General features: G+C 64.4%; 15 protein-coding genes and 2 pseudogenes. 3 read left to right on the top strand and 14 right to left on the bottom strand.

Annotation, left to right across the window (positions count from 1 at the left end; translation table 11 throughout):
- The 14 genes and pseudogenes from rnhB to rpsB form a co-directional block, all read right to left on the bottom strand.
- Nucleotides 1-570 (bottom strand): ribonuclease HII, encoded by a 570-nt coding sequence (gene rnhB, locus C4900_RS05730; RefSeq protein WP_114282558.1) that lies wholly within the window; start codon nucleotides 568-570, stop codon nucleotides 1-3.
- Nucleotides 558-1,730 carry a lipid-A-disaccharide synthase gene (gene lpxB, locus C4900_RS05725; protein WP_065972157.1) on the bottom strand — a complete coding sequence of 391 codons (1,173 nt, stop codon included), beginning with the start codon at nucleotides 1,728-1,730 and terminating at the stop codon, nucleotides 558-560. The genes rnhB and lpxB overlap by 13 nt, the downstream gene beginning before the upstream one ends.
- Nucleotides 1,730-2,500: an acyl-ACP--UDP-N-acetylglucosamine O-acyltransferase gene (gene lpxA / locus C4900_RS05720; RefSeq protein ID WP_065972156.1), complete on the bottom strand. Its 771-nt coding sequence runs from the start codon at nucleotides 2,498-2,500 to the stop codon at nucleotides 1,730-1,732. Before lpxA ends, lpxB begins: the two co-directional genes overlap by 1 nt.
- Nucleotides 2,497-2,943 (bottom strand): 3-hydroxyacyl-ACP dehydratase FabZ, encoded by a 447-nt coding sequence (fabZ, locus tag C4900_RS05715; protein WP_065972155.1) that lies wholly within the window; start codon nucleotides 2,941-2,943, stop codon nucleotides 2,497-2,499. The genes lpxA and fabZ overlap by 4 nt, the downstream gene beginning before the upstream one ends.
- Nucleotides 2,940-3,980: a UDP-3-O-(3-hydroxymyristoyl)glucosamine N-acyltransferase gene (lpxD, locus tag C4900_RS05710; RefSeq protein WP_065972154.1), complete on the bottom strand. Its 1,041-nt coding sequence runs from the start codon at nucleotides 3,978-3,980 to the stop codon at nucleotides 2,940-2,942. Before lpxD ends, fabZ begins: the two co-directional genes overlap by 4 nt.
- Before the next feature lie 71 nt (nucleotides 3,981-4,051).
- The gene (bamA, locus tag C4900_RS05705; protein WP_065972153.1) at nucleotides 4,052-6,346 is read right to left on the bottom strand and encodes an outer membrane protein assembly factor BamA; all 2,295 of its coding nucleotides are present in this window, start codon (nucleotides 6,344-6,346) and stop codon (nucleotides 4,052-4,054) included.
- 22 nt (nucleotides 6,347-6,368) lie between these two features.
- Entirely contained in the window at nucleotides 6,369-7,736 is a 1,368-nt protein-coding gene (gene rseP / locus C4900_RS05700) for an RIP metalloprotease RseP (protein WP_170132423.1), read from the bottom strand.
- Nucleotides 7,730-8,953, bottom strand: a complete 1,224-nt coding sequence (gene dxr, locus C4900_RS05695; RefSeq protein WP_065972152.1) for a 1-deoxy-D-xylulose-5-phosphate reductoisomerase — start codon at nucleotides 8,951-8,953, stop codon at nucleotides 7,730-7,732. Before dxr ends, rseP begins: the two co-directional genes overlap by 7 nt.
- Nucleotides 8,950-9,756 carry a phosphatidate cytidylyltransferase gene (locus C4900_RS05690; protein ID WP_065972151.1) on the bottom strand — a complete coding sequence of 269 codons (807 nt, stop codon included), beginning with the start codon at nucleotides 9,754-9,756 and terminating at the stop codon, nucleotides 8,950-8,952. The genes dxr and C4900_RS05690 overlap by 4 nt, the downstream gene beginning before the upstream one ends.
- Nucleotides 9,749-10,507, bottom strand: coding sequence for a polyprenyl diphosphate synthase (uppS, locus tag C4900_RS05685; protein ID WP_065972150.1), 759 nt, complete (start codon nucleotides 10,505-10,507; stop codon nucleotides 9,749-9,751). The genes C4900_RS05690 and uppS overlap by 8 nt, the downstream gene beginning before the upstream one ends.
- Before the next feature lie 33 nt (nucleotides 10,508-10,540).
- A complete protein-coding gene (gene frr / locus C4900_RS05680; RefSeq protein WP_114282556.1) occupies nucleotides 10,541-11,098 on the bottom strand; it encodes a ribosome recycling factor in 558 nt (185 codons plus the stop codon).
- Nucleotides 11,091-11,812, bottom strand: a pseudogene (gene pyrH / locus C4900_RS16990) (UMP kinase). Before pyrH ends, frr begins: the two are co-directional and overlap by 8 nt.
- 3 nt (nucleotides 11,813-11,815) lie before the next feature.
- Complete coding sequence (tsf, locus tag C4900_RS05670; RefSeq protein ID WP_065972147.1) at nucleotides 11,816-12,697, bottom strand: translation elongation factor Ts; 882 nt, start codon at nucleotides 12,695-12,697, stop codon at nucleotides 11,816-11,818.
- Between the two features lie 72 nt (nucleotides 12,698-12,769).
- The gene (gene rpsB, locus C4900_RS05665; RefSeq protein WP_065972162.1) at nucleotides 12,770-13,681 is read right to left on the bottom strand and encodes a 30S ribosomal protein S2; all 912 of its coding nucleotides are present in this window, start codon (nucleotides 13,679-13,681) and stop codon (nucleotides 12,770-12,772) included.
- Between the two features lie 278 nt (nucleotides 13,682-13,959).
- Here rpsB and map point away from each other — a divergent pair, with 278 nt between their 5' ends.
- From map to C4900_RS05650, 3 genes and pseudogenes are all read left to right on the top strand, one after another.
- Entirely contained in the window at nucleotides 13,960-14,727 is a 768-nt protein-coding gene (map, locus tag C4900_RS05660; RefSeq protein WP_065972146.1) for a type I methionyl aminopeptidase, read from the top strand.
- A 10-nt stretch (nucleotides 14,728-14,737) separates the two neighbouring features.
- Complete coding sequence (gene glnD / locus C4900_RS05655; protein WP_065972145.1) at nucleotides 14,738-17,383, top strand: [protein-PII] uridylyltransferase; 2,646 nt, start codon at nucleotides 14,738-14,740, stop codon at nucleotides 17,381-17,383.
- A gap of 160 nt (nucleotides 17,384-17,543) precedes the next feature.
- Nucleotides 17,544-18,880, top strand: a pseudogene (locus C4900_RS05650) (RNA-guided endonuclease InsQ/TnpB family protein).
- Nucleotides 18,881-18,886: the final 6 nt, after the last annotated feature.

Below are 18,886 nucleotides of genomic sequence, written 5' to 3'. Positions count from 1 at the left end.
TCAAGACCTGCGGCGTGCGTCACGCACGGGCGCGAAACTCATACGGTGCAAAGGGCACGAACCGAGGCGCGCCAATGCCTCCAGATGATGGGCGGTGCCGTAGCCCTTGTGCCGGGCGAAACCGTATTCGGGGTACACGGCATCCCAGTCACGCATCTCGGCATCGCGTGCGACCTTGGCCACGATCGAGGCCGCGGAGATCGCCGGTACGCGCGCGTCCCCGCGCACGATGGCGCGCGCCGGGCACGGCAACACCGGCACATGCACGCCATCCACCAGCGCCAGATCGAGGGTGAGCGCGAGATTGTCCACGGCGCGGCGCATGGCAAGCCACGCCGCCTGCAGGACGTTCAGGCGATCGACCTCGGCGGCGCAGGCCTGGCCGAGCGCCCAGGCCTGCGCGCGCGCCCGGATCTCGCCTGCCAGGCGCTCGCGCGCGCGTTCCGTCAACTGCTTGGAATCCTTGAGACCCGAAAGTCCGTGACGCGGCCCCAGCACCACGGCCGCCGCCACCACCGGTCCGGCGAGCGGGCCCATGCCGACCTCATCAATACCGGCTACGATGCGCATGACATGACCCCCGACGGCGTGCTATGCGCACCCACCAACTCCAGGACGGCCGCCGCCGCGCGCTCACTCGCGCCACACCCAAGGTGCGCGCGCAGCTCGACGAATGCCGCGGTCATCTCCGCGCGGCGTCCGGGATTCTCCAGGAGACCCTCGGCGGCACGCACCAGGCCGTCGGCCGTGGCCGCATGCTGCAGTAACTCCGGGACCACGCCGCGCCCTAGCAGCAGATTCGGCAACGAGACATAAGGGACCTGCAACAGCAGGCGCGCAAGCCCGTAGGTGATGGGCGACAGCCGGTGGACCACGACCATGGGTCGCCCGACCAAGGCGGCCTCCAGCGCGGCCGTCCCTGAGGCCAACAGAACCACGTCGGCGGCCGCCATCGCCTGCCGTGCATGCCCGTGCAGGCGCGTGATCGGAAGATCGAAGGCCTGCAGCTCGGTCAGGGTCTTGTCGAAGAGTGCGAGCGTCTCGCGATTGACAAACGGCGCCACGAATCGGCTATCCGGGTAACGTAACGCCAGGCGCTGGGCGGTCTTCACGAAAAGCCTGGCATGGGCGCGCAATTCGGTTACCCGACTCCCGGGCAGCAAGGCGATCACAGGCCCCCTCCCGTCCAGGCGCAATTCGTCACGCGCCTTGTCGGGGGATGGCTGCGCCTCTATGGCGTCGGCCAGCGGATGGCCGACGAATACCGCGTCGGCGCGTCCGGCATAGTACTCCGGCTCGAAGGGGAACAGGGTCAACAACCGGTCGGTGCTCGCCGCCACCGTGCGCACGCGATAGCGGCGCCATGCCCATACCGTGGGGCTGACATAATGCACGGTGCGAATGCCGTCGCGCCGCAGCGCGCGCTCGAGCGCGAGCGTAAAGTCCGGGGCATCGATGCCGATCACGACGTCCGGACGGGTCCTGCGGAAATAGGCGATGAGATCGCGGCGAATGCGCAGGAGATCCCGCAGGCGCCCGGCCACCTCGGAGATCCCCATGACCGACAGGGCCTCCATGGGAAACTGGCTCAAACCGCCCTCGGCGGTCATCGCCGGCCCGCAGATGCCCTCGAACGTACAGGGCGTGACCGCCTTCATGGCCTTCATGAGACCGGCGCCGAGCATGTCGCCCGACACCTCGCCGGCCACGATACCCACGCGCACGGCCATTACCGGATGATGCCCCGGCCCTCGACCCTGAGAAAGCGCGCCAGAACATCGAGTTCCGGGTGTTCGGGCACCAACTCCTCGATTTTGGTGATCGCCTCCTCCAGTCTCAGGCCCGACTTGTAGAGAATCTTGTAGGCGCGTTTTAGCGTATGGATGGCCTCCGTCGAAAACCCCCTCCTGCGCAGACCGGTCACATTGATCCCGTAGGGCTGTGCGCCATTGCCCGCCGCCAGCACGTAGGGCGGGATGTCCTGCACGGCCACGGTGGCGGCACCCGTCATGCAGTGGTCCCCGACCCGGCAAAACTGATGGATGCCGGTAAAGCCGCCCAGAACCGCATGATTGCCGATTTCCACGTGCCCCGCGAGACTGGCGCAATTGGCAAACACCGTATGATCGGCGATACGGCAATCATGAGCGATATGCACATAGGCCATGAACAGATTGTCATTGCCGATACGCGTCACTCCGCCACCGCCGGCGGTACCGCGATGGACCGTGCAGTACTCCCGAAACACGTTACGGTCGCCGATCTCGAGCAGCGTGCGCTCACCGCCGAACTTCAAGTCCTGCGGCACCTCCCCTAGCGACGCGAACTGAAAGACCTTGTTGTTCCTTCCTATCCGGGTCGGCCCCTGAATCACGGCGTGCGGCCCTATCCAGGTCCCCGCCCCGATCACCACCTCAGGCCCTATGACTGAAAACGGCCCGATATCCACGTCCGCGCCGATCTCCGCCTGCGGATCGACGACAGCCTGGGGGTGAATCATGCCATCTCCTTGTAGGTGCACATGAGCTCGGCGGTCGAACACACCGCGCCGTCGACCGTAGCGGTCGCCTCGAAGCGCCATATGCTCTGCATCTTGCGCGTAAGCTTCACATCCATCCGTAGCTGGTCACCCGGAGCCACCTGGCGTTTGAAGCGCGCCTTGTCGATCCCCACAAACAGGTAGATACCGCCGTCGGACGGCATTTTACCGAGGGTCTTGAACGACAGGATGGCGCAGGCCTGGGCCATGGCCTCGATCACCAACACGCCGGGCATGACCGGGTACTCGGGGAAATGCCCCTGAAAGAACGGCTCGTTGATCGTGACGTTCTTGATCGCCACCAGCGACTCATTCGGGACATAGTTTAGTACCCGATCGACCAAGAGGAAGGGGTAGCGGTGCGGAAGGTGCCTGAGCACCTCTTGAATGTCCAACGTATTCAATGTTTTCCCCCTGACAGGATCAGCTTTATTGTCTGCTCGACGCGGCGCAGGCGCCGTGCCAATTCATCGAGATGGCGAAACCGCCCGAGATTACGCGCCCACACATCGGCATCGGCCGCCGGCAGGCTCGAGGAATAGCGCCCTGGGCCCGTCACCGAACCCTTGAGAAAGGACATCGCCGTCACCTCGACATCGTCGCCCACCGTGATATGGCCCATGATCCCCGATCCGCCCGCTATGAGGCAGCGCTTGCCGATGACCGCGCTGCCGGCGACGCCGACACAACCGGCCATGGCCGTGTGCTCGCCTACCTTCACGTTGTGGGCGATCTGGATCAGATTATCGAGCTTCACGCCGTCTGCGATCACGGTGTCGCCGAGCGCGCCACGGTCTATGGTGGTGTTGGCCCCGACATCCACCTCATCCCCTATGACCACGCGCCCGAGCTGCGGCACCTTGAGCCAGCGCCCATCCGCCTCACGGACGTAACCGAAGCCTTCGCCGCCTATCACCGCGCCTGGCGATATCACGCAACGCTCCCCTATCACACAATCGTGCATGATCACGGCACGCGCCTCGATGCGTGTGCCGGCCCCCACGACGCAGCGCTCGCCCACCACCGCCCCGGCGCCGATCAGCGCCTGATGTCCGACGCACGCGTAGGCCTCGATCACCGCCTGCGGTCCTATGCTCGCGCTGTCGGCCACGCTCGCGCTCTCATGTATGACGGCGCTCGGATGGCGGCCGGGCTGAACGGGTCCCGGGGGGTGAAGCAGGCGGGCGATACGCGCGAAGGCGACCCGCGGATCATCGCATAAAAGTGCGTTCCCCGAAAACACGCCGCTGTCTTCGGGGTGGAGAATAAGCGCACCCGCGCGGCTCTCCGAGATGAGCGCGCGATAGCGCGATGATGCGCAGTAGGCGACGTTTCGAGGACCCGCGCGATTGAGCGGCGCCACCGCGTCGATCTCGATCTCCCCGCGCCCACGCAACGTGACCTCAGCCGCGTCCGCCAATTCCCGCAATGTATATGCCATGTCTGTCCGGGTCGCGCCCGCCTCCGCCCGCCTTCTCGTTTCGAAGCCTAGCCACCGGCGCCGGGTTCCCGCTAGTACATAAAGAGCGTACCCAAGGTGAACTGGACGGCGCGCGTCTGGTCGCCCGGTCGGGCATTCAGCGGCCGGGCAATGCTGATACTAAGCGGCGCGATCGGCGAGAACCAGTCGAAGGCTATGCCAAACGACGTACGGATCTGGCTGAACTGGATGGGCTGGCCCGGGCCGTATACCTGACCGGCGTCTATGAACGTCGACAGGCGCATGGAGCGATTATGCGGGCTGGTGCCGGGCACCGGGAAAAAGAACTCGGCACTCGCCAGTACGCGCTTGTTACCGCCGATCGGATCGTGCGGCGGCAGGATGTCGCGCGGCCCCAGGGATTCGTTCTGATAACCCCGCACGGAATTGGCGCCGCCGGCATAAAAGTTCTTGAAAAACGGCAGGCTATGCGTGTTTCCATAACCGTTACCGTAGCTCCACTCATTGCTCAGCTTGAGGCTGTACTGGCGCCCGAACGGGAAAAACACACTGGCCAGATAGGACATGCGGTAGTACTCGAGGCTGCCACCGGGCAAGCCGATTTCCCCGCTCAACTGTTGATAAGTCCCGCTGGTCGGGAAGATGGCGTTGTTCAGGGTGTTGCGCGACCAACCGAACGTCGCCTTGATGATGTCATTGGTCGATCCATGCCGGGCCACGAACTGCTGTGCCACATAGGCGCTGGTCGAGTTGACCGTGATCCCTACGCGTTCCGCGGCCAGACCGATGTTGATCTCGCGGTTGACACCGATCGGAATTCCATAAAACACCCCCGCCCCGACCGTGCTCTCGTTATACGCGGCGGTGTAGGCAGCCGCGGCATTGAACGAGCTGTCATAGATGTTGAATCCACGACTGATCCCGGAACTCGTGTAATACGGGTTCACATAGGTGAGGTTGATGTCCTTGTAGGCCACTGACGTGTCGGCGGTCACCGACACCTGCTTGCCAGTCCCAAGCACATCCTGGTAGGTCACCGAGCCGTTGATGAAGATACCGTAGAGGTCGGAGTATCCGAGGCCGGCCACGATACTGCCGGTCGGGCGCTCCTTGACATGCACATCGACATCGACCTCATTGGGGTGTCCGGGTACCGGCGGGGTGGTGACGCGCACGTCGGTGAAAAAGCCAAGCCGCCTCAACAGCGTCACCGATTGCTTGATGCGCTTGGCCGAAAACCACGCCCCCTCGTATTGGCGCATGGTGCGACGTAACACCGCATCCTGGGTGACGGTATTCCCGAAGAACCGGATGCGCCGCACATACACGCGCTGACCCGGTTCCACAAAGAGCGTGAGCGCAATCGTGTGATTCTTGCGGTCCACCGCCGGCACGACGCGCACATTGGCGAAGGCGTACCCGCGATTGCCGAGCTTGGCAATGATGCGGCGCGTGCCCTTGGTGATGCGTTCACGCGAAAAGATCTGTCCCGGCTTTAGGCGCATGAGACGCGCAAGCGTCGCAGGCGGCAAGACCTCATGTCCCGCGAAGCGATAATGCGATATCCGGTAGACATGACCCTCACGCACATTCTCGGTCACATAGATCCAGTCCTTGTCGGGCGTGATCGCGACCACCGTCGACAACAGCCGGAAACGCAGATACCCGCGGTTCAGATAGAAGTTCTGCAGATTCTCGAGGTCGGCCTCGAGCTTTTGACGCGAATAGCGGTCATTGCCGGTGAAGAAGCTAAAGAGATTCGGAGGGCCTAACTTGAAGCGCCCCAGAAGCCGGCTTTCCTTATAACGATGGTTGCCGACGATGGTGATCTGCTTGATGCGCGCAATCTTGCCCTCGGTTACCGTGATACCCACCGCCACCCGGTCGCGCGGCAAGGGCTTTACGGTCGTGACCACGCGTGCCGCGTAGTAGCCGCGATTGAAGTACTGGCGCCTCAACGCCTGCTTGGTCTCGTGCAAGAGCGCGCGATTGAACACGCGCCCCTTGGCAAATCCCATCTGCGCGAGCGATTTCAGGAGTTTCTTCGGCTTTATGACATGCGTGCCCTTGATCGTGATGCGCGCGATCGCCGGGCGCTCGCTCACCGCCACGATCAACGTGTGGCCCTGCTCCAACAACTTCACATCCCGAAAGAAGCCGGTCTTGAACAGCGCCTGGATAGCGCGCTCGGCGCGCGCCGCGGTGAGTGTCTCGCCGACGCGCAACGGCAGATAGGTCATGACCGTGGCGAGCGAGATACGCTTTAGGCCCGTGACTTTGATGTGAGAGATCACGAACGAGGCGGCCTGGGCCGTTCCTCCCATGAGCGCGCCCGCCAAACAGAGCGCCGTCAACCATTTTTTCATTGCTTGAAGCCCGCCTCGTTGCTTATCCGAGAATGCGTGTAATGTCGTTGTAGAAGGCGAGCATCATGAGACCTAACAGCAGGGTCACGCCGACCCGCTGTCCCCACCCGATCGCCTGCTCCGAGATAGGTCCTCCCTTGACCCACTCGAGCAGATAGAAGAACACGTGGCCCCCGTCGAGGATAGGCACCGGCATCAGATTCAAGACCCCGAGACTGATGCTGACGACCCCGAGAAACATCAGGAAACTGGTGAATCCCACCTGCACCGAGTAACCAGCATACTGCGCGATCGTGATAGGGCCGCTGATACTTTTCGGTGAAACCTCGAGCATCAACATCTTGCCCAGCATCTCGACCGTCAGACGACTCATGAGCCATGTGTCCTTCAAGGCCGCCCCGAGCGCTGCCAGTGGCCCGAACCGCACTACAACGCGCAGGTTCGGCGGTAATGCAGGAACGCGTATGCCTGCACCAATCTGGCCTATGCGCCGGGCTCCCACCTTAACGGCTTTTGGCGTGATGATCAATTGCCGCGTCCGCCCATGATGACGGACGTCAAAATGCAAGGGCTGCAAGGGATGGGCGCGCACGATGCGCGCAACCTGCGTCCAATTGGTGATGGTCTGTTTGCCGATGCGCGTGATGAGATCGCCGACCCGTAATCCGCCACGGGCCGCCGGCGTGTGCGCGAAGACCTCGGCGATACGCGGTACCAGCGGTGGCTGCCAACCGCTGATCCCGAGCACTTGGCCCAGATGCCCTTTGCTCAGGGCGCGCGCATGCACATGGCGCAGATCGAGGGTCAAGACGCGTTCGTGGCCACCCTTGGTCAGCACCTGCACGCGTACCTTGGCATGCTCCAGGGCCTTCTGAAAAAGGTAGAGCCGATCCTGCCCGAGACTCTGCACCCGCCGACCGTTGATGCGCGTGATCAGATCCCCGGCACGCAGGCCGGCGGCCTGCGCCGGCGAGTGCGCCGCGACCTTGCCGATGATAGGCTTAAGACCGGGCACGCCGGTCATGAACACCACCCAGTAGGCCAGGATCGCGAACAGGAAATTGAATCCGGGACCGGCGAGCACGATGGCCGTGCGCTTCCAGAGGGTCTGACGATTGAACGCCCGGTGACGCTCGGCTACCGGCACATCACCCTCGTTCTCGTCTAGCATCTTCACATAACCGCCCAACGGTACCGCCGCCAGCACATACTCGGTGGCATCGGCGCCGGCGCGACGCAGGATGAGCGGTTTCCCGAACCCCACGGAAAACCGTAGGACCTTGACCCCGAGACTGCGCGCCACGATGTAGTGTCCAAACTCGTGTACCACGATCAGGATACCGATCGCGAGCACGAAGCCGAGCAGGCTATAGCCGATCTGCGTCAACACGCCACGACCCCCTTCGCGCGATGCCCACCGATGACCCGGTGCGCGCACTCACGCGCCATCCGATCCTCTTCCAGTATGGCCTCGATGCTCTCCGCCGGCACCACCGGCCGCGCCTCCAGGACCGACTCGATAACCTGGGGGATGGCGGCAAACGGCAGCTCGCGCGCCAGAAAGGCCTCCACCGCGATCTCGTTGGCGGCGTTCAATACCGTGGGCGCGCTGGCACCGGCCACCGCGGCTGCGCGCGCGAGCCTAAGGCACGGGAAACGGTCCTCGTCTGGCACCTCGAAGTCCAGCCGGCCTACGGCGGCCAGATCGAGGCGCGTAACCCCCGCCTCGATGCGATCCGGGAACGCCAGCGCATGAGCGATGGGGGTGCGCATGTCCGGATTGCCAAGCTGCGCGAGCGTGGACCCATCGACATACTCGACCAGTGAATGGATGATGCTTTGCGGGTGGATCACCACATCGATCTGCGCGGGCGCGGCCTCGAACAGCCGGCAGGCCTCGATCAACTCCAGACCCTTGTTCATCAAGGTCGCGGAATCCACGGAGATCTTGCGACCCATGCTCCAGCGCGGATGCGCGCACGCCTGTTCCGGGGTTATGGTGGCAAACTCGCTCGCCGGGGTATTGCGAAACGGACCGCCCGAACAGGTGAGGACGATGCGTCGCACTCCCGCTCCGGCGAGCCCCGCGCGCGGCTGCGGCAAACATTGAAAGACGGCATTATGCTCACTATCGAGCGGCAGGAGCTGCGCGCCGCTCTGACGCGCCAAGGCCATCAGCAGATGACCGGACATGACCAGCGGCTCTTTATTGGCAAACAAGACACGTTTGCCGGCGGCCACCGCCGCCCACGCCGACTTGAGCCCAGCGGCCCCGACAATGCCGCACACAACGGTGGTCACGCGCGGATCGCAGACGATGCGCTCGAGTGCCGTAGGCCCCGCGAGCACCTCGGTGCCGGTATCCGCCAGCGACTGCGCAAGCCAGTGCGCCGTCTCCGGGGCATGAATGGCGGCCAACGCCGGACGCCACGTCTGGCACAACGCGCGCAGCTCCTCGGCACGCTCATAGGCGCTCAAGGCCACCACCCGGAAACGCCCCGGATGGAGCTCCGCCACCTTCAGGGTGCTGATCCCTATGGAGCCCGTGGCCCCCAATACCGCAAGCCCCTGGACGGCTTCACGCCCCGGATGCCCCTCCTGCCTCATCGAACCCCCAGATAGCGCATGGTCCACACGAATAACGGCACCGCCGCTGTCAAGGCGTCGATACGATCCAGGATGCCGCCGTGACCCGGCAACAGCCGGCCCGAGTCCTTGACGGCAGCCAGCCGCTTGGCCTTGCTCTCGAGCAGGTCGCCTACGATCGAGGCCACGGCCACGGCCGCGCCCAGCAGCGCGCCGCGGCCGGCAGGGAGCCCCGAAAGCGCCAGCCAAGAGGCGCCGATACCCCCGACGATGGCTGCCCCCGCGATGCCCGCCATCGCGCCCTCCACGGTCTTGCCGGGGCTTACAAACGGCGCCAGGCGATGACGCCCAAAGGCGCGTCCCGCAAAATAGGCCGCGCTATCGGCGGTCCATACCATGGCCAGCAGCCAGATCAGGAGCATCGGCCGCGAGGGGTCCTGGGCCTTCAACGCCAGACATCCGCGCCAGGCCGGCACCAATATCAGCACACCAGACAGGCACTTGACCGGCGCGTGACGCCACACCGGGCTCGCCCGGTCACGGAACACGAATACCTCACCGGCCGCCCACACCCACCATAGGATCGCCATCGCCATGACCGCCGCAAGCGGTAGCAGGAGGCTTGCCAGCCCCAAGAACGCGACGAGCGCGGGAAACGCAAACCGCGCCACCGGCCGCCGCGCGGCAAGCCCCGACCACTCGAAGGCCGCGAGCAGTGTCACCGCACCCAACAATACCCCGACCCCGGCCGTGTTCAGAAACCATAGACCGGCAAGCAATAAGGCACCCGCGAGAAGCGCCGTCAGCAGGCGCTCCTTAAGCACGCCACGCCGCCTCGACCTGGTCCCCGGTGCGCCCAAACCGTCGCTGGCGCCCGGTAAAGGACTCCAGGGCCAGATCGAACTGCTTGCGGTCGAAGTCGGGCCATAGTACGGGCGTGAAATAGAGCTCCGTATAGGCGAGCTGCCAGAGTAGAAAATTGCTGATACGCTGCTCACCGCCGGTGCGGATGAAGAGATCGGGCTCCGGGACGCCGGCCATGCTGAGATAGGGCTCCAGGGTCTCGGGGCCGATGTCACCGGGCACAAGCCGGCCGGCGCGCACCTCCTCGGCGATACGCGCACAGGCCTGGGCGATATCCCACCGGCCGCCGTAGTTGGCGGCGATGGTGAGACGCAGGCGGTGATTGTTGGCGGTCAGGGCCTCGGCGTCGCGCACGCGCTGCACGATATCGGGCCCAAAAGCGGCAAGGTCGCCGATGGCGCGGAACTGGATGTCGTTGTCATGGAGCTTTGCGATCTCGCGCTCCAGCGCCAGCAGGAACAACTGACGCAGCAAACGGACCTCGAGCCGCGGGCGGCGCCAGTTCTCGCTACTGAAGGCAAACAGCGTGACCGCCTTGATGCCCTTCTCGGCACACGCCGCGACCAGTTCGCGGACCGTCTCCACGCCCTTGCGGTGTCCCTGGATGCGGGCCTGCCCGCGGGCCTTGGCCCAGCGACCGTTACCGTCCATGATTACCGCGACATGGGCGGGCAGACCCCCTGTGATGGCACTTTGATCCGTCGTCTTCATAACACAAGTATAGGCGCACTCAGGCGCCCAAGGTTAGATCTCCAGGATGTCGCGTTCCTTCGCGGCGACCAGCTTGTCGATTTCTGCGATGAACTGGTCTGTGGCCTTTTGCACAGCCTCGACCAGACGCTTTTCCTCGTCTTCCGAAAGCAGCTTCTTCTTGACCTGATCCTTCAAGTGATTGTTCGTGTCGCGACGGATGTTGCGCACCGCGATCTTGGCATTCTCGCCCTCGCTGCGCGCCACCTTGCCAAGGTCCCGACGCCGCTCTTCGGTCAAAGGCGGCATGGGGATGCGGATAGTCATGCCGGACGTCACCGGATTGAAACCGAGCCCGGACTCCAGAATGGCGCGCTCGATCGCCGCCACCATACCCTTCTCCCAGGGGCTCACGACCAGATTGCGGGCATCGGCCACGGTGACGTTGGCGACCTTCGGGAGTGCGGTCTTGGTACCGTAATAGTCGACCATGACGTGGTCGAGCAGCGCGGTATTGGCGCGCCCGGTGCGAATACGGCCGAGCTCCGCCTTCAAGGCCTCGACGGACTTGGCCATGCGCGCCTGGACGTCTTTCTTCAGATCCTCACTCACATCCCGCTCCTTCTTCAACCAAGGTCCCTTCATCGGCACCGGCGAGGATGCGCGCCAGGGCCCCGGGCGAGGTCATGTCAAAAACGCGCAAGGGCACGCGAAACTCCCGCAACAGCGCGATCGCCGTGGCATCCATCACCCCGAGACGGCGCTGCAGCACTTCATCATACCCGAGCCGCCGGTAGCGCACGGCGTCCGGGTCGCGCTTGGGGTCCGCGGAATATACACCGTCGACCTTGGTGGCCTTCAGCATAATCTCGGCGCCCACTTCCAGGGCCCGAAGGCTTGCTGCGGTATCGGTGGTGAAGAATGGATTGCCGGTGCCGGCCGCGAACACCACGACCTCGCCCCGCTCCAGGCACTCCAAGGCCCGACGCCTATCGAAGGGGGTACCGCGGTACCGACGGCCAGCGCCGACTGGACATGGGCGACCACCCCGGCCGAACGCAGCGCCTCGACCAGCGCCAGCGCATTCATGACCGTGGCGAGCATGCCCATAAGATCGGCCTGCGCCCGGTCCATGTCGCGCGCCGAACTCGACACGCCGCGAAAGATGTTCCCGCCGCCGATCACGATCGCAAGACCCGTACCGCCCGCGCCCTCGGCCACGGCCGCGGCCACGGTCCGCAACACCTCCGGGTCGATCCCGTAACCTGCGGTCCCCATCAGGGCCTCGCCACTCAACTTCAGGAGCACGCGTCGGTAACGCGCCATGGATCAGCTTCCCTTCACCTGTGACATCACTTCCGACGCGAAGTTGCTGGCCTCGCGTTCGATCCCCTCACCGACCTCCAGCCGGAAGAAACGCCTGGCCTCGGCCCCGGCCTTCTTGAGTTGCGCAGCGACCGTGGTCTCCGGGTCCTTGACGAAGGCCTGGCCTGTCAGGGTGATGTCATCGAGGTACTTGCGAACCTTGCCCATCACCATCTTCTCGATGATCTCCGGGGGCTTTCCCGAACCTTCGGCCTGAGCCACGTAGATGGCCTTTTCGCGGGCCACGACATCCGCCGGAACATCCTCCGGCCGGACATAGGCGGGCTTGCTCGCGGCGATATGCATGGCGAGGTCACGGGCGAGTGCCGCACCCCCGCCGGCGAGCGACACCAGCACACCGATACGCCGCCCATGCACATAGTGCCCGAGCACACCGCCTTCGGCATCGAGGCGCACAAAGCGCCGCACCGTCATGTTTTCCCCAAACTGCGCCACGAGCGCCGCGCGCGCCTCGGCGACCGTGCCCCCACCGGGGTAGGCCATCGCCGATAAGGCCTCCAGATCCGCGGGGTTGTGGTCGACGACCAGGGCCGCGAGCGTCTGCGCGAAGGCCGTGAAACGCTCCTCCTTGGCCACGAAATCCGTCTCGCTATTGACCTCCACCAAGGCGCCCACCTGACCGCGCGCATCGACATGGGCGCCGATGGCCCCCTCGGCGGCCACGCGGTGGGCCTTCTTGTCGACCTTGGCGCCGGCCTTCTTGCGCAGAAGGTCGATGGCCGCCTCCATATTCCCGTCCGTCTCGGTGAGCGCGGCCTTGCACTCCATCATGCCCAGCCCCGTCCGCTCCCGAAGTTCCTTTACTTGTGCCGCTGAAATCGCCATATCCTGTCCTCGCGCGCATGCAAAAGGGGGGCATCCCCCCCTTTTGCCTCTCTCGTATGGGCCATTACGCCGTCACGGCCGGGCGCGGCCGCCACGGGCCGGCCGCGCCCCAGCCCCTTCCCGGCCCTTGGGACGCGACTTGCGGGTATCCGCAGCCCCAGGGCCATCGGCCTCGCCTTCTGCCTCGCCCGTATCGCCCTCGTAGCCGGCCGCCGGTTTCTTGCGTGCGGCCGCGCGCATCGCGGGCTCTTCCTTCACCTCGACAAACTCCTCGTCGCCGGAGGCCGGGAGGGTCGCGGCCGAGCTCCGCCCTTCGAGCACCGCATCGGCCATGGTCCGGGCATACAGAGTGATGGCCCGGCTGGCGTCATCGTTTCCGGGTATGACGTAGTCCACGCCATCGGTCTTGCAATTGGAGTCGACCACCGCGAGCACCGGGATCTTCAGCTTGTTGGCCTCGCTCACGGCGATGTATTCATGACCCACATCGATCACAAACAGCGCGTCCGGCAGGCTCGGCATGTCCTTGATGCCGCTCAGGCTGCGATCCAGCTTGGCGCGCTCGCGCTCGAGGTTCAGCGTCTCTTTCTTGGAGAGCTTCTCGGCGCCGCCACCCTCGGCGAGCAGCTCCTCCAGCCGCTTCAAGCGCTCGATCGAGCGGCGCACGGTCTTGTAATTCGTCAGCATGCCGCCCAGCCAGCGGTGATCGACATAGGGGCAACCGGCACGGATGGCCTCGGCGCGTATGATCTCCGCCGCCTGGCGCTTGGTACCGACGAATAGTATCGTGCCCTTGTTCGCCGCCAATTTACGCGCGAAGGCCGCCGCTTCGTTCAACATCGGCAGCGACTTCTCGAGATTGATGATGTGGATATTGTTGCGCTCGCCAAAGATATAGGGGCGCATTTTCGGGTGCCAGAAGCGGGTCTGATGTCCAAAATGGACCCCGGCCTCCAGCATTTCACGCATTGTGACGCTAGCCATGATTCTCTCCCAACGGGTTTGTCCACCGCAGGTCCCGGTCGCCGACTCAAGGCCCATGGCCCCAAGCACCCGAACGCCGTGACGGCCTGCGTGCGATAATGCCTCGAAACGAGGACGCGAGCGGATCCTCGCGTGGCCGCATGCTACCACGGGCGCGAGGCTCGTAACAGTGCTGGGCGAATCGCGCGGCGGCGGCGCCCCTGGCCGTCCCAGGTTGAATAGCGGCCGCGGACAACGGACAATAGACCGACATTCATTGTCGACCCCCAAGACTTCCGATGCCCATTACCATCAAGACCGAAGCCGAAATCCACAAAATGCGTATCGCCGGACGGCTTGCCGCCGATGTCCTGGAGATGATCGCGCCGCATGTAGTCCCCGGCATCACCACAGGCGAGCTCGACCGCATCTGCCATGACTATATCGTGCACACCCAAAAAGCGATCCCGGCACCACTCAACTACCGAGGCTTTCCGCGCTCCATCTGCACCTCGGTCAATCACCAGGTCTGTCACGGTATTCCCGGCGACCGCGTATTGAAGCGCGGCGACATCCTCAATATCGACATCACCGTCATCAAAGACGAGTATCACGGCGACACCAGCCGCATGTTCTATATAGGCGAACCCTCGATCGCCGCGCGCCGCCTAAGCGAGGTCACCTACGAGTGCCTGGTGCGTGGCATACGGCTCGTACGCCCCGGCATCCATCTGGGCGATATCGGTCATGTGATCCAGACTTTCGCCGAAAGCCAGCACTACTCGGTGGTGCGCGAATACTGCGGGCACGGCATAGGCCGCGCCTTCCATGAGGACCCGCAGGTCCTGCATTACGGGCACCCCGGGACCGGCGTGAAGTTGGAGGCGGGCATGATCTTCACGATCGAGCCCATGATCAATCAGCGCGGCGCCGGGGTAAAGCTCCTGCCTGACAACTGGACGGTCGTGACCCGCGATCACGGGCTCTCCGCCCAATGGGAACACACGGTGTTGGTGACACCCTCCGGATACGAGGTCCTGACCCTGCGCCACGACGAGACCATCTAAAGGGCCGCGTATGGCAACCAAGGCCGTGGTGCCGATCCTTGACCCGGACATCACGCGATTTCGCGAAAGGCTACGTGCCGGTGATGCACGCCTGCGGGCTACGCACGATGCCGAACTGCCGCGCCGGCGCCGAGGGCTCGGGATCCAGGCGCTGCAGCTACGCACGACGCTGATTGATGAGGTCCTGCGCGAGGCCTACGTTCGACACGAGTCCTTGCTCCCAAACACCCTGTCTGTGGCGCTCGTGGCGGTGGGAGGCTACGGACGCGGCGAACTCCATCCCGCCTCCGATATCGACCTGCTGTTGCTCCAAGACAGCCCTCGGTACGCCAACACCCAGGCCTTCGCCGAACACTTCCTGCGCTTTCTCTGGGATATCGGCCTCACCGTGGGGCACAGCGTTCGGTCGCATCGCGACTGCCTGCGGGTCGCGCGCTCCGACATCACGGTCATGACCAACCTCATGGAGGCGCGCCTGTTGACCGGCGACGAGGCGCTGCTCGCACGCCTCGCGCACGACCTCGCGTCGCCTTCCCTATGGTCCAGCGCGCGATTCTTCGAGGCCAAGCTCGCCGAGCAGCGCGCGCGCCACACCCGTTACGACGACACCGGCTACAACCTGGAACCGAACGTCAAGGAAGGCCCGGGGGGGTTGCGCGACATCCATACGATCGCCTGGATCACCCAGCGTCACTTCGGTTCCGCCGACCTCCACGGCCTCGTCAAGGTGGGCTTCTTGGACGAACGCGAATACCGCACGCTCATAGACGCACGGAACTTTCTCTGGCAGATCCGCAACGGCCTTCACCTCCTTGCGCGGCGACGCGAGGATCGCCTGCTTTTCGACCATCAGCGGACCTTGGCTCTGCAGATGGGTTATATGGACCGCCCGGGACGGCTCGCCGTCGAACAGTTCATGAAACGGTACTATCGCACGGTAAAGCAGGTTCAGCTTCTGAACGAAATCCTCCTCCAGCACTTCGCCGAGACCCTGCGCGCACCGCGGCGGCCGGTGATAAAGACGCTAAGCCCCCGGTTCCGGGCCCGCAACGGCTTCCTGGAGGCCGTCGACGCGCACGTCTTTGCGGAAGACCCGCGCGCCATCCTTGACCTGTTCCGGATTTTGCAGGAGCACCCCACGCTCCAGGGCGTGCGCGCCGCGACCATTCGTCTGCTGCGCGCGCACTTATTCTTGATAGACGGGGCCTTCCGCCACGACCCGGCCACCCAGTCGGCATTCCTCGCCATTTTGCGGGCGCCCGCGGGCGTCACCAAGGCCTTGCGGCGCATGAATGCCTACGGCGTCCTTGGCGCCTATATCCCGGCCTTCGGCAAGGTCGTAGGCCAGATGCAGCACGACCTCTTTCATGTCTACACGGTCGACGAGCACAGCCTGTTCGTCTTGCGCAATGTCCGGCGTCTCATGCAGCCGGCATATCACGCCGAACTGCCCGCAGTCAGCGAGATCGGCCGTGCGCTAGCCAAACCCGAGCGCCTGTATCTGGCGGCACTCTTCCACGACATCGCCAAGGGGCGTGGCGGCGATCATTCCCGCCTCGGCGAGTCCGAGGCCCGCGGCTTCTGCCAGCGACTCGGCCTGAGTGAGTATGACAGCGAGTTCGTCGCCTGGCTCGTGCGCCACCATCTCGTCATGTCCTGGACCGCGCAACACACCGACATCTCGGACCCGGAGATCATCGCCGATTTCGCGCGGCAGGTCGGCGACCGCGAGCATCTCGACAACCTCTATGTGCTCACCGTGGCGGATATCCGCGGGACCAGCCCGAGCGTGTGGAACGACTGGAAGGGGCAGCTGCTCGCGGGTCTCTATCACGATGCCACACGCGTCTTGCGGCGCGGCCTAGGCGAGGCCATCGCCATCGACGCGCGCGCCGCCGACGCGCGGCGCGAGGCCCTGGAACATATCGGGGACTGCGCGCCGCGCGAGGCCATTGAGCAGCATTGGGCGCGCATGGACGCAGACTACTTCCTGCGCCATGATGCGGGGGCCCTGGCCTGGCACGCCTGCGCCATCGCCCGACACCGAACGACGCTACCTGTCATTGAGGCGCGCGTGCGTCCCAATCACGCGGCGGTCGAGTTTCTGGTGTTCAGCCCCTTGAGCGACGAACTGTTCGCGACCGTCACCGGCAGCCTGGAGCACCTCAATCTGTCGATCGTCGACGCCCGCATCCATATGGCCTCGGGCTATGCCCTCGACTGCTTCGTGGCGCTCACCGGCGATGGCAAGCCGCCGAACGCCCGCGAGTTGTCGCACATGACCAAACAGGTACGCACCGACCTTGCCGCCGGATTTCGCGAGACCCCGGTCCGCCCCCTGCCCCGTGCCCTCAAGAATTTCCCGATCGCCACCGAGGTGCACTTCTCATCGACCGCCAATGGCCAGCTCACGGTCATGGAGGTCATTGCCCAGGACCGCCCGGGGCTGCTTCACCAACTGGCCTTGGCGCTTCTGGCCGGCCACACGCGCATCGTGACCGCCAAGGTGGCGACCTTCGGGGAGCGTGCCGAGGACGTGTTCTTTCTCACCGACGAATGCGGTAAACCCTTCGGCCAGGGCGCCTCGCAGCGCCTGACGGAACTCGCGGATGCCATCCGCGCGCGCCTGGACGGGACGGCCCCGATTCCACGATGACGGCTCCAATACGACCTACGGCGAGTCCGGCATGACCGACTCGCACCCCTTATAGCCGGCACTCTGAAAAAAGTGCGAAAAACCCCATCGTTCAGGGGCGGATGGGTAGCGGGGTTTTAGCCTATAATAAGGGTTATGGTTCGTCTCCAGGCCTTCAAGTATGAGATCAAACCCACCGGTACGAGATCAAACCCACCGGTACGAGATCAAACCCACCGGCATGCAACAACGTCAGCTACGCCGTTTTGCTGGGTCGTGCCGGTTTGTCTACAATCAGGCGCTGGCGTAGCCGAAGGAACGCTACGAGCGTGGCGAGAAGAGGCTTGGCTACGCTGGACTGTGCAAGGAACTCACCGCGTGGAAGGCGCATCCGCACAGGGCCTGGCTGAACGAAACACCAAGCCAAGCCCTGCAGCAATCGCTCAAGAATTTGGAGCGGGCCTACAAGAACTTCTTCGAGAAACGCGCCGACTTCCCGAGCCCCAAGAAAAAAGGTCGATCCGACCGCTTTCGCTATCCGCAAGGGGTCAAGCTCGATCAGGCCAATAGTCGCATCTTTCTGCCCAAACTCGGGTGGTTGCGTTATCGCAACAGCCGGGAGGTGCTGGGCACGGTGAAGAATGTCACCGTGTCCCTGAACGGTGGCAAGTGGTTCATCAGCATCCAGACCGAGCGCCATGTGGCCGAACCCGTCCCCCCTGCCTCCAGCATGGTCGGCATCGACAGGGGGATCATGCGCTTTGCCACCCTAAGCGATGGTCGCTTCATCGAACCCCTCAACAGCTTCCAGAAACACCAGCAGCGCCTCGCTCGTTATCAACGGGCCATGAGCCGCAAACAGAAGTTCAGCCACAACGGGAAGAAGGCGAGGGCCCACGTCCAGAAGATTCACGTACGCATCGCCAATGCTCGCCGCGACTTCCTGCACAAGACCACGACTGCGACCGGCCATGCGACCGGCCATGCGACCGGCCATGCGACCGGCCATGCGGCCGGCCATGTCAGCCAAAACCACGCGATCGTATGTCTCGAGGACCTGCCGGTGCGGAATATGTCCCAATCAGCGGCCGGCACAACCGAGAAACCGGGAAGAACCGTCCGGGCCAAGTCCGGCCTGAACAAGTCCATCCTCGACCCGGGCGGGTTCGAGTTCCGCCGCCCACTGGACTACAAGCTGGCGTGGAACGGCGGCTGGCTCGTCGCCGTGCCGCCGCACTACACCAGCCGGACGTGCCCGTGCTGTGGCCACATCAGCGCCGACAATCGCAAGACGCAAGCCCGATTTGCCTGCGTGGAGTGCGGTTTCGCGGACAACGCCGATCTCGTCGGCGCGATCACTATTGTAGAGCGAGGGCATCGCTTGTTAGCCTGTGGAGAATGGGCGCAGTCAGGCCGTTCCGTGAAACAGGAACCCACCGAAGCGACTCGGGCGCAAGCCGCCTGAGCGCCGTAGGAATCCCCTTCCTCATTGTGGGCCGCATGGTCCATTCCGCGTGAGCGGCG

The organism is Acidiferrobacter thiooxydans (assembly GCF_003333315.1).
Classification (GTDB): domain Bacteria; phylum Pseudomonadota; class Gammaproteobacteria; order Acidiferrobacterales; family Acidiferrobacteraceae; genus Acidiferrobacter; species Acidiferrobacter thiooxydans.
This window is presented reverse-complemented; position numbering and strand designations above follow the sequence as displayed.